Raw genomic sequence first — 12,284 nt, 5'->3', positions numbered from 1 at the left:
GAGCTAACGCGCACAGGGTGCGCTCCTGCGCCGATGTGCATTGATCGCCACATTACAGGCTTCCCTTGGTGCTGGGCAGTTCGCTGCCGGAGCGGGCGATCGCCAGGCGCAGCGTGCGCGCCACCACCTTGAAGCAGGCCTCGACCATGTGGTGCGCGTTGTCGCCGCGCACGCTCAGGTGCAGGTTCGCGCCCAGCGTCTCGCACAACGAACGGAAGAAATGCGGCACCAGTTCGGTCGGCACCTCGCCCACGCGCTCGCGCGGAAAACTGCCCTCGAACACGAAGTACGGCCGGCCGGACAGGTCCAGCGCGGCGCTGGCCTGCGCCTCGTCCATCGGCAAGGTGAAGCCGTAGCGGCCGATGCCGCGCTTGTCGCCCAGCGCCTGCTTCAAGGCGCTGCCGAGCGCCAGCGCGCAATCCTCGATGGTGTGATGCTCGTCGATGTGGGTGTCGCCGTCGCAGTCGAGCTTCAGCGCGAAGCCGCCGTGCTTGCCGATCTGCTCCAGCATGTGGTCGAAGAAGCCGAGCCCGGTGTGCGCCTGCGGTTCGGCCACCTTGTCCAGGTCCACGCTGACCGTGATGCGGGTTTCCTTCGTGTTGCGCACCACCGTGGCCACGCGCGGCGCATCGAGCAGCTGGTGGGCCAGTTCCTCCCAGCCCACGCCCTGCGCGCCGACGCGGAACCCGCGCACGCCCATGTTCGCGGCGAACTGCAGGTCGGTTTCGCGGTCGCCGACCATCGCCGACGCCGCACGGCTCCAGCCGTCGTCGGCCAGGTAGTGGCGCAGCATGCCCACGCCGGGCTTGCGCGTGTCCCTGTCCTCGTGCGGGAAGCTGCGGTCGATCAGCACTTCGCGGAAGCGGATGCCCTGCGAGGCGAGGATGCGCATCAGCAGTTCGTGCGGCCCGGTGAAATGCGGCTCCGGGAAACTGTCGGTGCCCAGGCCGTCCTGGTTGGTCACCATCACCAGCTCGTAGCCGGCGGCGACGAAGCGCTGCAGCGCGGCGATCACGCCGGGCAGCAGGGCCAGCTTCTCGTAGCTGTCGATCTGTTCGTCGGCCGGCTCCTCGATCAGGCAGCCGTCACGGTCGACAAAGAGGATCTTGCGGCTCACGCAAACCTCCCGTAGGAGCGCACCCTGTGCGCGATCCGCGTAACGACTTCACCAACCGGTTTTCGCGCACACGGTGCGCTCCTACGGTTCAGGCACATGGCACGACCTCCCGCAGCACAGCCAGCACCCGATCGTTCTCCGCGGGGGTGCCGATGGTGATGCGCAGCGCGTCGCCGAGGTTCGGGTAGCGGCGCACGTCGCGCACCACGATGCCGGCGGCAAGCAGGCGCCGGTAGGCGGCGCCGGCATCGTCGAAGCGTACGGCGAGGAAGTTCGCCTGCGACGGCAGCACCTCGCGCACCCCGGGCGACCGGCGCAGCGCCACCTGCATCCGTGCGCGCTCCCCGCGCACGATGCCGATGCGCTCGCGCGCGTTCGCCTGGCCCCAGCCGGACAGCGCCAGCAGCGCCGCATCCACGCTCGGCAGCGGCAGCGGGTACGGCGCCATGATCCGGCGCAGCAGCGCGATCACATCGGCGTTCGCCAGCAGGCTGCCGATACGCACGCCGGCCAGCGCCCAGGCCTTGGACAAGGTACGCAGCACGGCAAGGTTGTCGTAGCGGTCGATCAGGTCGGCCGCACTGCCCCGCTCGGCGAATTCCACATAGGCCTCGTCCACCACCAGCAGCGCACGGCCGGCCAGCGCCTGCGCCAGCCGTTCGACATCGGCACGCGGCACCAGCTGGCCGGTGGGATTGTTCGGCGTGCAGATGAAGACCAGCTTCACCGCCGGGGTCAGCGCGGCCAGCACGGCATCCGCGTCCAGGGTGAAATCCGCCGCCAGCGGCACCTCGACGATGCCCGCGTCCTGCACCCGAGCGCACACCGCGTACATGCCGAACGTGGGCGGCTGGATCAGGATCGCGTCGCGGCCGGCGCGGCAGAACGCGCGCACCAGCAGGTCGATCGCCTCGTCGCTGCCGCGGCCGACCAGCAGCTGTTCGCGCCGCACGCCGTAGAGCGCCGCCAGCGCCTCGAGCAGCGCCGCCGGCTGCGGCTCGGGGTAGCGGTTGCAGCCGAGGCCGCCGTCGCCCACCGGCGTCCACGCCGATTCGTTGGCGTTGAGAAAGACCTCGCCGCCGCTGGCCTCCATTCGCGCCGAGGAGTACGGCTGCATCGCGCGGATCTCCGGCCGCGCCAGATCGAGCACGCTCATGCCAGGGCCTCCAGGCGCAGGGTCACCGCACGGCGGTGCGCCTCCAGCTGCTCCGCCGCCGCCAGCGTGGCGGTGCACGGGCCGATATTGCGCAGGCCGTCGGCGCTGACTTCCTGCACGCTGATCTGCTTTTGGTAACTGCCCACCGACACGCCGCTGTAGCTGCGCGCGTAGCCGTAGGTCGGCAGCACATGGTTGCTGCCGCTGCAGTAGTCGCCCACCGATTCGGGCGTCCACTGGCCGAGGAAGACCGAGCCGGCGCTCTCGATGCCGTCGAGCAGCGCTCGCGGCGCGGCCACCTGCAGGATCAGGTGTTCGGGCGCGTAGCGATTGCTCACTTCCACCGCCTGCGCCAGCGAATCGACGGCGATCAGCCGGCTCTGCGCCAGCGCCCGGCCGGCGATCGCCCCGCGCGGCAATTCGGCGCACTGGCGTTCGACCTCGGCCGCCGCCCGGTCGAGCAGGCCGGCGGACGGGCTCAGCAGGATCACCTGCGAATCCGGCCCGTGCTCGGCCTGCGACAGCAGGTCGGCGGCGACGAACACCGGGTTCGCCTCGGCATCGGCGATCACCAGCACTTCCGACGGGCCGGCCGGCATGTCGATAGCGACGCCGTCCGGGTCGGACGACACCTGCAGCTTCGCCTCGGTGACCCAGGCGTTGCCGGGGCCGAACAGCTTGTCGCACTTCGGCACGCTGGCGGTGCCGTAGGCCATCGCGGCGATCGCCTGCGCGCCGCCCAGCTTGAACACTTTGTGCACGCCGGTGAGGCGCGCGGCATACAGCACCGCCTCGTCGCAGCGGCCGTCGGCGCGCGCCGGCGAGCACAGCACCACCTCGCGGCAACCGGCGATGTGCGCCGGCACGCCCAGCATCAAGGCGGTCGACGGCAAGGGGGCGCTGCCGGCCGGCACGTACAGGCCGACCCGGCCGATCGGCCGCAGCATGCGCTCCACCCGCACGCCGGGCGCGGTATCCACCGCCACCGGCTGCAACGCCGCCGCGCGGTGGAATAGCTCGATGCGCGCCGCCGCTTCGCGGATCGCCGCCTTCAGGGCCGGATCGAGGGAAGCCTCGGCCGCGGCGAATTCGGCCTCGCCCACCGCGATCGCGTCAAGTGCGCAGCAGTCGTATTTCGCGCTCAGTTCGCGCAGCGCCGTGTCGCCGCGTTCACGCACGGCAGCGATGATCCGCTCGACGCCGCGACGCAGTTCATCGGCACGCGACTGCGCGGGGCGCGCCAGCGCTTCGCTGCGCGCCGCTTCATCCAGGGCGTTCCAGTCCAGACGTTTCATGCGAACCTGCTCTTCATGCCAACCTGACTCATGCCAACATTTTCTCCACCGGCAATACGAACATCTCGCGCGCCCCGGCCTTCTTGATCTCTTCCAGCTGCCGCCAGCTCACCTCGCCGGCACACAGCGCCTGCAGCATCAATTGATCCGGCTGGCCGGCCACCGGCAGCAGGGTCGGCTGCGGGCCGCCCGGCAGCAGCCGGGTCACCGCCTCCAGCGAGTGGCGCGAGGTCTGCAGCAGCAGCAGGCGCGACTCGCGCACCTGGATCACCCCGTCCAGCCGCTTCAGCAGCAGCTCCAGCAGGTCGCCGCGTTCGTCCGCCGGCAGCGCCAGCGGGCCGGCCAGCACCGCCTCGCTCTGCAGCAGCACGTCGGCTTCGCGCAGCTGGTTCGCCACCAGCGTGCCGCCGCTCTGCACCAGGTCGCAGATCGCATCGGCGGTACCGAGCTTCGGCGCGATCTCGACCGAGCCGGCCAGGGTCACCACGCCGGCATCGACGCCCTGCGCGCGCAACCATTCACCGAGCAGGCCGGGATACGAGGTGGCGATGCGCCGCCCCTGCAGCTGCCGCGGCTCGCGGTAATCCAGCTCCTGCGGCACCGCGATCGACAGCCGGCAGCGGCCGAAGCCGAGCGGGCGCAGCTCGGCCAGCGGCTCGGCCTCGCGTCCGCCGGTGAGCTGGAATTCGCTGAGCACGTTGCGCCCGACGATGCCGAGATCGCACACGCCCTGCGCGATCAGGCCGGGGATGTCGTCGTCGCGCACCAGCAGCAGATCCACCGGCTCGCCCTCGCCGAAGCAGAACAGCTTGTCGCGGCTCTGCCGGAAGGTGAGCCCGCAGCGGGTCAGCAGGTCCAGCGCCGGCTCGGTGAGCCGGCCGGATTTCTGCATCGCGATGCGCAAACGGTCGCGCGGCTTCATGCCTTCTTCCTCGTGGTTTGGGCCTGCCGCCGCGCCGCGCGGGCCGCAGCGGCCAGGTAGCCGCCGTTGCCCTGGTTGAGATAGCGCGCGACCCGGCCGATGGTGGTGATGCTGACCGCCGTGTGCTCGTGGATCTCGCGGTACGGCACGCCATCGAGCAGGAACGGCACTACCCGCCAGCGGTCCACCAGTACCTCGAGCTCGGCCGGGGTGCACAGGTCGCCCAGGAAGGCAGCCATCTCCTCGACGTTCTTCAGCGACAGCAGCGCCTCGCACAGGCTCTGCTCGGCGGACTCGGCCGGGGTCTCGGGATCGCGCGATCGACGCTTCATAACGTACTAATGCATTAATACAATGGTGCGCATCATACATGGCATGCGGCACCGCCGCAAACCGGGCAGCCGGCACGGATCGAGCCACCATTCAGTTTGGCCGGCGTGCACTCCGACGCAGCATGCGGCAGGCCTGCCGCGCGGCGCGGACCGGCGGGAACCTGTCCGCCTGCCGACGCATCCAACCCGCGTCCGGCCCTGGGTCAGCCGGTTGCGGCGTCACGCCGCAACTGGCGCAGCCGTCGCGGTGGGACAATGACGAAGTCAATCCAGCCCATCGAGAGCGCACGTGGAACATCCGGACTCATACCAGTCGCACATCGGCTCCCGGTCGCCGCGGCCGTGCGCACGCCATCGACGCCTCGCCGCCGCCACGCTGTTCGCGGTCGCACTGGCCCCGGCGCTGGCGAACGCCTGCTCCACCTGCGGCTGCTCGCTCAACTCGGACTGGTCCAGCCAGGGCTACGCCACCAGCAGCGGCCTGCACCTCAGCGTGCGCGAGGACTACTTCGACCAGTCGCGGCTGATGCACGGCACCGATACCGTCAACCGCTCGGCATTCCAGTACCCCGCCGACGAGGAGGTGCAGCGCAAGACCATCAACCACACCACCCTGCTCGGCGCGGACTACAACTTCTCGCGCTACTGGGGCATCTCGGCCCAGTTGCCGTACACCGACCGCCACCACCAGACCATCGCCGCCGGCGACACCGACATCTCCACTTCCGATGCGCGGGGCATCGGCGACCTGCGCCTGCTCGCGCGCTACCAGGGCTTCAGCGAGGATGCCGGCCTCGGCATGCAGTTCGGCGTGAAACTGCCCACCGGGCGCTTCACCCAGAACTTCGCGGCCGGCCCGCAGGCCGGCCAGCCACTCGACCGCGGCCTGCAACTGGGCACCGGCACCACCGACGCGCTGATCGGCGTGTACAAATTCGGCTACCTCAGCGATGCGCTGGCCTACTTCGGCCAGGCCATGGCGCAGGTTCCGCTGGACGCGCGGAGCGGTTTCCGGCCCGGCAATTCGCTGAATATCGACTTCGGCGTGCGCTATCTCGGCATGAAGCGCATCACCCCCCAGCTGCAGCTCAACATCCACAGCGAGCGGCGCGAAAGCGGCCCGCAGTCCGACCGCCCCAACAGCGGCGCGACGTTCGCCTACCTCAGCCCGGGCATCAGCGTGAAGCTCGGTCCGCGGCTGAACGCGTTCGCTTTCGTCCAGCTGCCCGTCTGGCAACGCGTCAACGGCCTGCAGCTGGAGCCGCGCCAGCTGTGGTCGGTGGGCGCGCAGTACCGTTTCTGACCCGCGACCGCCTGCCACGCGGCGCGGTCCGCCCACAAAAAAGCCCCGCCGAGGCGGGGCTTTTTTTGCTCGATGCAAACCGGCTCAGGCCGACTTCTTCTTTGGCGCGGCCTTCTTGGCGGCGGCCGGCTTGGTCACGGTCGGCTTGGCGCCGACCACGGCCGGCAGCACGCCGTGCGCACGGGTATTGCCGTAGCTGCCGCGATAAGTCTTGCCGCGGCGGGTCTTGCGATCGCCCTTACCCATGGGAACTCCTTGATTTATCGGATGAACGGCCGGTGATCATAGCAGTGTCGGACCGCTGCGTCATGTCAACGGTGCGCGTGCCCGGCGCAGTCCCCGCTGGCGTCGAAGCACTCGCCCGGATCGATCTGCACGGTCACGTGCTGGATCCCGAAACGCTCCGCCAGCATCCGGTTGATCGCCTGCAGGGCTCTCGCGCCATCGGCATGCTCGCCCAGTTCGGCATGCAGGGTCGCCATGCGCGAACCGGATGCCAGCTGCCACACATGCAGGTGGTGGATGTCGCGGATGCCCGGATCGGCGGTGCGCAGCGCCGCCTCCACCTGGGCGCTGTCCATGCCGTCGGGTACGCCTTCCAGCAGGATGTGCGCGGACATCCGCAGCAATCGCCACGCGCTGCCCAGGATCAGCAGCGACACCAGCAGCGACAGCAGCGGATCGGCCCAGAGCCAGCCGAACCAGCGGATCGCCAGCGCCGCCAGCACCGCCGCCAGCGAGCCGAGCAGGTCACCCAGCACGTGCAGGCTGGCGCTGGCCAGGTTGACGTCGTCGTGCGCATGCCCGTACAGGATGCGCAGCACCAGCACATTCACCAGCAGGCCCACGATCGCCACCACCAGCATCACCCCGGACAGGATTTCCCCAGGGTGCAGCAGGCGCGCAACCGCTTCGTAGACGATCCAGCCGACCAGCACGAACTGGCTCAGCGCATTGACGAAACCCGCCAGGACCTCGATGCGGCCGTAGCCATAGCTGCGCCGCGCATCGGCCGGCCGGGTCGCCATCCAGGCGCCGACCACCGCCAGCAGCAGGGCCAGCGCATCGACCATCATGTGGCCGGCGTCGGCGAGCAGGGCCAGCGAGCCGGACCACATGCCGCCGACCACCTCGGCCACCATCATCAGGACGGTCAGCACGAACGCGAACAGCAGCTTGCGCGCGCGCCCGCCAACCGCCGCGGCGTGTTCGTGCGGATGCGCATGATCATGGTGGTGGGCGTGCGTGGCGTTCACGCGCGCATGCTAGGAACGACGGTCGCCGTTACACAATCACGAGGGGCCGCGGCGCGGCTCAATGCGCGCACTGCGGGCCGTGCACGTGATCGCGGGCATAGCGCCGATCACGGCGCAGGTTGACGAAATGCGCGCCGGCCAGCAGCAGGCCGCCGGAAGTCACCAGCACGCCGTGCAGGGCGGTCGCATACCCCTCGGCATAGGTGACCCCGAGCAACAGCAGGGCCAGCCCGGGAATCGCCAGCAGCAGCGGCAGTGGTTGCTCGTGGCGGCGAAAGCCGCGGACCAGCGCCACCAGGGCCAGTGCACAGGCGAACATCACGAAGCCGCGCTCGAAGCGATGGTCGGCCAGGAATTCCAGGCCCACCAGCGGCAGCACCGCCAGCACGAACGGCAGCAGCGCGCAGTGGATCGCGCACAGGAACGACGCCGTCGCGCCTATGCGATCGGCCGCGTGCCACCAGCGCGTTTTGCCTGTCTGCTCGGAATCCATCGGCCCGTGCCGGCGTCGCCAGACGTGGCGACTCTGTACCCGGTCGGCACAATGTTACTTTATAACATCACAAAACGCCAGATCCCGGTACCGCCGCTCAACCCTTGCGGCAATGCCTGCAGGTGCCGTGCACCTCCAGCGTCTGCGCCTGCGGCCGGAAACCGAGCGCCCTGGCCTGCGCCTCGATGAGTTCGGCCACCCGTTCGTCGCAGACCTCCTCCGCGCTGGAACAGGTATCGCAGATCAGGAACGGCACCTGGTGCGCCTCGGCCGGGTGGTGGCAGGAGACGAAGGCGTTGATCGACTCCAGCTTGTGGATGAAGCCGTTCTCGAGCAGGAAATCGAGCGCACGGTAGACCGTGGGCGGCGCCGCATTGCCATGCCGCTCGCGCAACTGGTCGAGCAGATCGTAGGCCTTGATCGGCTTGTCCGCGGCGGCGACCAGCTCCAGCACCTCGCGGCGCAGCGTGGTCAGGCGCAGGCCGCGCTTCTCGCTGGCGAGTTCCACCGCCGCCACGAACCCCCTGGGGTCGTCGTGGTGATGATGGTGATGCGGGTGCGGCTTGGCGGAGATGGCAGTCGTCAATGGGGTCACCTCGGCAGTGATCATACACCCCTGCCACGCCCCCGCCCGGGCAGCGGCGGCGGCACGCGACGCGGCCGGGCCAGCACCGCCAACCAGCCCAGCGGCCCCAGCAGCGCGGCCCACACGATGCCCTCGACCAGCCGTCCCCGCCACCAGCCGAGCAGCGCGCCGACCAGGACAAACAGCAGGCTCCACCAGAACAGCGCCGCCCACGGCACCAGCCGCATCAGGTTGAGGAAGATCTGCCAGAAGGCATCCGGTGCGGCGGGGTCGATTCCCGCGGCCGCCCTGTCCAGCCATTCGTTCATGCGATGCGCACGCCTGCCGTTAGGATAGGCGCGATGCTGTCCGCAGGCGGGGCCCGCACGCAAGAGGGCGCCGCCGTCGAGCCCACGAGGAACCATCGCCCATGCGCTGCCTGCTGATCGAGGACGACCTGGCGACCGCCGAGCTGGTCCGCCATGGGCTGGAGCGGGCCGGCCATGTGGTGCAGGCATGCCACGAAGGCGATACCGGATTGCGCCTGGCGCTGGACCGCAGCTGGGACGTGGTGGTGCTGGACCGCATGCTGCCCGGCGGCGTGGACGGCCTCGGCGTGCTCGCCGCGTTGCGCAGCCACGGTGTCGCCACGCCCGTGATCGTGCTGAGCGCGCTGTCCAGCCTGGACGAGCGCGTGCGCGGCCTGCGCAGCGGCGGCGACGATTACCTGGGCAAGCCGTTCGCGTTCGACGAGCTGCTGGCGCGGATCGAGGCGCTGGCGCGGCGCGCGGTGCAGCGCGGCGAACCGGACGTGATCGAGATCGGCGACCTGCGCGTGGACACCCGCAACCGGCGCGTGCACCGCGGCACCCAGGCCATCGCGCTGCAGCCGCGCGAATACCAGTTGCTCGAATACCTGGCACGCCACCAGGGCATGGTGGTTACCCGGCGGATGCTGCTCACCGCGGTGTGGGGCTATCACTTCGATCCGGAAACCAACGTCATCGACGTGCAGATAAGCCGGTTGCGCAACAAGGTGGACCGCGACTTCCCGGCGCCGCTGATCCACACCGCACGCGGGGTCGGCTATACCCTGCGCGCCGAATGAGTGCCATGGGCGGCGGCCTGCGCCATTCCGTCGTGCTGCGCATGGCGCTGGGCTACGGCCTGCTGCTGCTGGTCTCGGTCGCGGTGGTTTCGGCGATCTTCTACATCGGCACCGCCGGCCTGCTCGCGCGCAACATCGACAAGCAGCTCGAGCTGGGGGCGCGCCGGCTGGTGCAACTGCACGACCACCAGGGGCTGCCCGCGCTGCGCCAGGAGATCTTCGGCCTGCTCAACGACGACCAGGACGTCAACACCGAGATCTACCAGCTCGACGCCCCCGACGGCGGCGTGCTGATCGGCAACCTCGACCGCTGGCGCGCCACCGGCACCGCCACCGGGGAACTGCTGGAGCAGCAGGTGCGGCGGCGCGGCCAGGACACCGTGGGACGCCTGCTCGTGCACCGCTTCCCGGACGGTGCGGTGCTGGTGGTCGGGCGCGACCTGCAGGACCAGCGCGACCTCGAACGCATGGTGCTGGCCGCGCTGGCCATGGGCGGCCTGATCGCCTTCGCGCTGGCGGCAGGCGGCGCGCTGCTGGTGCGGCTGCAGCTGCAACGCCAGCTCAAGGCGATCCACCGCACCACCGAGGAAGTCGCCGCCGGGCGGCTGGACCGGCGCATCGCGGTCGGCCGTTCGCGCGACGAGTTCGCGATGGTGGCGCGCGACGTCAACCGCATGCTCGACCAGATCGAGCAGCTGATGGACAGCGCCCGCGACGTCTCCAACGCGATCGCGCACGACCTGCGCACGCCGCTGGGCCGCATCCGCGCCGTACTGGAGGACGCGCTGCATCCGCAGCAGCCGCCACAGGCCCTGCGCGAAGGCGCGGCAAGCGCGATCGACGAGATCGACGCGGTCACCCGCCTGGTGGACAAGCTGCTGCAGATCGCCGAGGCGGAAGCCGGCGTGCGCCGCCAGAACTTCGAACCGGTCGCGCTGCGCGAACTGGTCGGCGACATCGTCGAGCTGTACCAGCCGGCGGCCGAGAACGAGGGCATGACGCTCACGCTGGCGGTCGAGGGCGAGCCGCAAGTGGAGGCCGACCGCGACCTGCTGGCGGGCGTGCTCGCCAACCTGCTCGACAACGCGCTCAAGTATGCCGGCCATGGCACCGTGGTGCGGGTCGACGTGCGCGCCGCGGCGGAAGGCGTGCGCATCGAGGTGGCCGACAACGGCCCCGGCATTCCGCCCGGGCTGCTGGGCCGGGCGACCGAGCCGTTCTTCCGCGCCGACGCCAGCCGCTACCAGCGCGGCAACGGCCTGGGCCTGTCCATCGCGGCGGCCGTGGTCGCCCTGCATCGCGGGCGGCTTCGGCTGGAGGATGCGGCCCCCGGCCTTCGCGTGGTCATCCGGCTGCCGCGCGGGAGCGACGACAACCTTTCCGGACGGTAACTGTTCCCTTCCGGGTCGCGCGACTAACTTAGCGCCGCCCAGCACGCGTAGCGCCGCCCGGCACGCGGCCTTCCGCAGCGGTCCACGCCGAGGCGGCGGCCTCGCCCCGCACGCGGCCCATTGCCGCGCGACCTGCGCATGCCCCCGCCCCAAGGAATGCGTGATGCATGACCTCATCCGAACGGTGCGCCCGGCGCTGCACCCGTGCCTGCTCGCGGCACTGCTGGCCGCCCTCGCCGCCTGCGGCCGCCGGGCCGACCCGCCCGCCGCCGCGGCCCGGCCCGGCGACAGCGTCACGCTGACCGAGCGCCAGGCGCAGCAGGTGGCCGTGCTGCCGTCCCAATGGCGCGCGTTCGACCGTCGCCTCCAGGCCGTCGGCTACATTGACTTCGACCAGGACCGCCTGGCCCAGGTGTCCTCGCCTTACCAGGGGCGCGTGCGGCAGGTGCTGGTGCAGGTCGGCGACCGCGTGGCCAGGGGGCAGGTGCTGTTCACCGTCGACAGCGCCGACCTCACCCAGGCCGAATCGAACCTGGTCGCCGCCACCGGCATGCGCGCCCTGGCCGGCCATACCCTCGAACGCGCGCACCATCTGTTCGACATCCAGGCCAACGCCGGCAAGGACCTGGAACAGGCCGTCGCGGACCAGCAGACCGCCGAGGCCAGCTACCGCTCGGCACGCACGGCGCTGCGCCTGCTCGGCCTGACCGACGCGCAGATCGACCGCATCGCCGCCCGCCGCGCCATCGACGGCGAGCTGCGCGTGACCAGCCCGATCGCCGGGCGGGTGGCGACGCGCGCGGTGGCTCCGGGCGATTGGCTGCAACAGGGCGGCGCCGCGCCCATCAGCGTGGCGGCCGACGATGCCCTGTGGATGGTGGCCACCGTGCCGGAAGACGAGATCGCCGAGATCCGTCCCGGCGATCCGGCCAGCGTGCGGGTGGACGCGCTGCGGGGGCTGACGTTGCAGGGCCGGGTCGACCTGGTCGGCAGCAGCGTCGATCCGGCCACCCACCGCGTGCAGGTGCGCACGGTGCTGCACGGCGCCGACGCACGGCTGCGCCCGCAGATGCTGGCCAGCATGGAGGTGCGCACCGCGCCGCCGGCGCAAGCCGTGGCGGTGCCGGCGGACGCGGTGGTGCGCGAGGGCGACGGCACCATGACGGTGTACGTCACCACCGACGGCCGCCGCTTCACGCGGCGCCCGGTGGAACTGGGCCGGCAGCAGGACGGCCAGGACGAGATCGTCGCCGGCCTCGCCGCCGGCGAGCGCGTGGCCGGCACCGGCGCGCTGTTCCTGAGCAATGCGCTGGCGCTGCAGTCGCAGTAACCGCCGGCAGCCCACC

At 70.8% G+C, this 12,284-nt stretch carries 14 protein-coding genes; 4 read left to right on the top strand and 10 right to left on the bottom strand.

The window, feature by feature from the left end; all coding sequences use genetic code 11:
• Positions 1-52: 52 nt before the first annotated feature.
• From hisB to AC3WRN_RS04610, 5 genes are all read right to left on the bottom strand, one after another.
• The gene (gene hisB, locus AC3WRN_RS04630) at positions 53-1,117 is read right to left on the bottom strand and encodes a bifunctional histidinol-phosphatase/imidazoleglycerol-phosphate dehydratase HisB (protein ID WP_492622090.1); all 1,065 of its coding nucleotides are present in this window, start codon (positions 1,115-1,117) and stop codon (positions 53-55) included.
• 88 nt (positions 1,118-1,205) lie between these two features.
• Positions 1,206-2,273: a histidinol-phosphate transaminase gene (gene hisC / locus AC3WRN_RS04625; protein ID WP_492622089.1), complete on the bottom strand. Its 1,068-nt coding sequence runs from the start codon at positions 2,271-2,273 to the stop codon at positions 1,206-1,208.
• A complete protein-coding gene (gene hisD, locus AC3WRN_RS04620) occupies positions 2,270-3,568 on the bottom strand; it encodes a histidinol dehydrogenase (RefSeq protein ID WP_492622088.1) in 1,299 nt (432 codons plus the stop codon). Before hisD ends, hisC begins: the two co-directional genes overlap by 4 nt.
• A gap of 28 nt (positions 3,569-3,596) precedes the next feature.
• Positions 3,597-4,490 carry an ATP phosphoribosyltransferase gene (hisG, locus tag AC3WRN_RS04615; protein ID WP_068090511.1) on the bottom strand — a complete coding sequence of 298 codons (894 nt, stop codon included), beginning with the start codon at positions 4,488-4,490 and terminating at the stop codon, positions 3,597-3,599.
• On the bottom strand, positions 4,487-4,822 hold the full coding sequence (locus tag AC3WRN_RS04610) for a YerC/YecD family TrpR-related protein (RefSeq protein WP_068090512.1): 336 nt from the start codon (positions 4,820-4,822) through the stop codon (positions 4,487-4,489). Before AC3WRN_RS04610 ends, hisG begins: the two co-directional genes overlap by 4 nt.
• A gap of 289 nt (positions 4,823-5,111) precedes the next feature.
• Between AC3WRN_RS04610 and AC3WRN_RS04605 the strand changes: the two genes are divergently transcribed.
• Positions 5,112-6,125, top strand: coding sequence for a hypothetical protein (locus AC3WRN_RS04605; RefSeq protein WP_492622087.1), 1,014 nt, complete (start codon positions 5,112-5,114; stop codon positions 6,123-6,125).
• 84 nt (positions 6,126-6,209) lie between these two features.
• Here the strand turns inward: AC3WRN_RS04605 and AC3WRN_RS04600 are convergent, their stop codons facing one another.
• The 5 genes from AC3WRN_RS04600 to AC3WRN_RS04580 form a co-directional block, all read right to left on the bottom strand.
• A complete protein-coding gene (locus tag AC3WRN_RS04600) occupies positions 6,210-6,371 on the bottom strand; it encodes a 30S ribosomal protein THX (protein WP_015447337.1) in 162 nt (53 codons plus the stop codon).
• Between the two features lie 65 nt (positions 6,372-6,436).
• Positions 6,437-7,381 (bottom strand): cation diffusion facilitator family transporter, encoded by a 945-nt coding sequence (locus AC3WRN_RS04595; protein ID WP_492622086.1) that lies wholly within the window; start codon positions 7,379-7,381, stop codon positions 6,437-6,439.
• A gap of 58 nt (positions 7,382-7,439) precedes the next feature.
• A complete protein-coding gene (locus tag AC3WRN_RS04590) occupies positions 7,440-7,874 on the bottom strand; it encodes a MerC domain-containing protein (protein WP_492622085.1) in 435 nt (144 codons plus the stop codon).
• A 97-nt stretch (positions 7,875-7,971) separates the two neighbouring features.
• Positions 7,972-8,484: a transcriptional repressor gene (locus AC3WRN_RS04585; protein ID WP_492622084.1), complete on the bottom strand. Its 513-nt coding sequence runs from the start codon at positions 8,482-8,484 to the stop codon at positions 7,972-7,974.
• The gene (locus AC3WRN_RS04580; protein WP_492622083.1) at positions 8,481-8,768 is read right to left on the bottom strand and encodes a hypothetical protein; all 288 of its coding nucleotides are present in this window, start codon (positions 8,766-8,768) and stop codon (positions 8,481-8,483) included. The genes AC3WRN_RS04585 and AC3WRN_RS04580 overlap by 4 nt, the downstream gene beginning before the upstream one ends.
• Positions 8,769-8,869: 101 nt before the next feature.
• Between AC3WRN_RS04580 and AC3WRN_RS04575 the strand changes: the two genes are divergently transcribed.
• The 3 genes from AC3WRN_RS04575 (at position 8,870) to AC3WRN_RS04565 (ending at position 12,268) form a co-directional block, all read left to right on the top strand.
• Entirely contained in the window at positions 8,870-9,547 is a 678-nt protein-coding gene (locus AC3WRN_RS04575) for a response regulator transcription factor (protein ID WP_492622082.1), read from the top strand.
• A 5-nt stretch (positions 9,548-9,552) separates the two neighbouring features.
• A complete protein-coding gene (locus AC3WRN_RS04570; RefSeq protein WP_492622081.1) occupies positions 9,553-10,938 on the top strand; it encodes a HAMP domain-containing sensor histidine kinase in 1,386 nt (461 codons plus the stop codon).
• A 163-nt stretch (positions 10,939-11,101) separates the two neighbouring features.
• Positions 11,102-12,268 carry an efflux RND transporter periplasmic adaptor subunit gene (locus AC3WRN_RS04565; RefSeq protein WP_492622080.1) on the top strand — a complete coding sequence of 389 codons (1,167 nt, stop codon included), beginning with the start codon at positions 11,102-11,104 and terminating at the stop codon, positions 12,266-12,268.
• Positions 12,269-12,284: the final 16 nt, after the last annotated feature.

Source organism: Rhodanobacter sp. FW101-FHT13A11, from assembly GCF_058790335.1.
Note: the sequence above shows the minus strand (reverse complement) of the source record. Positions and strands in the feature narration are given on the sequence as shown.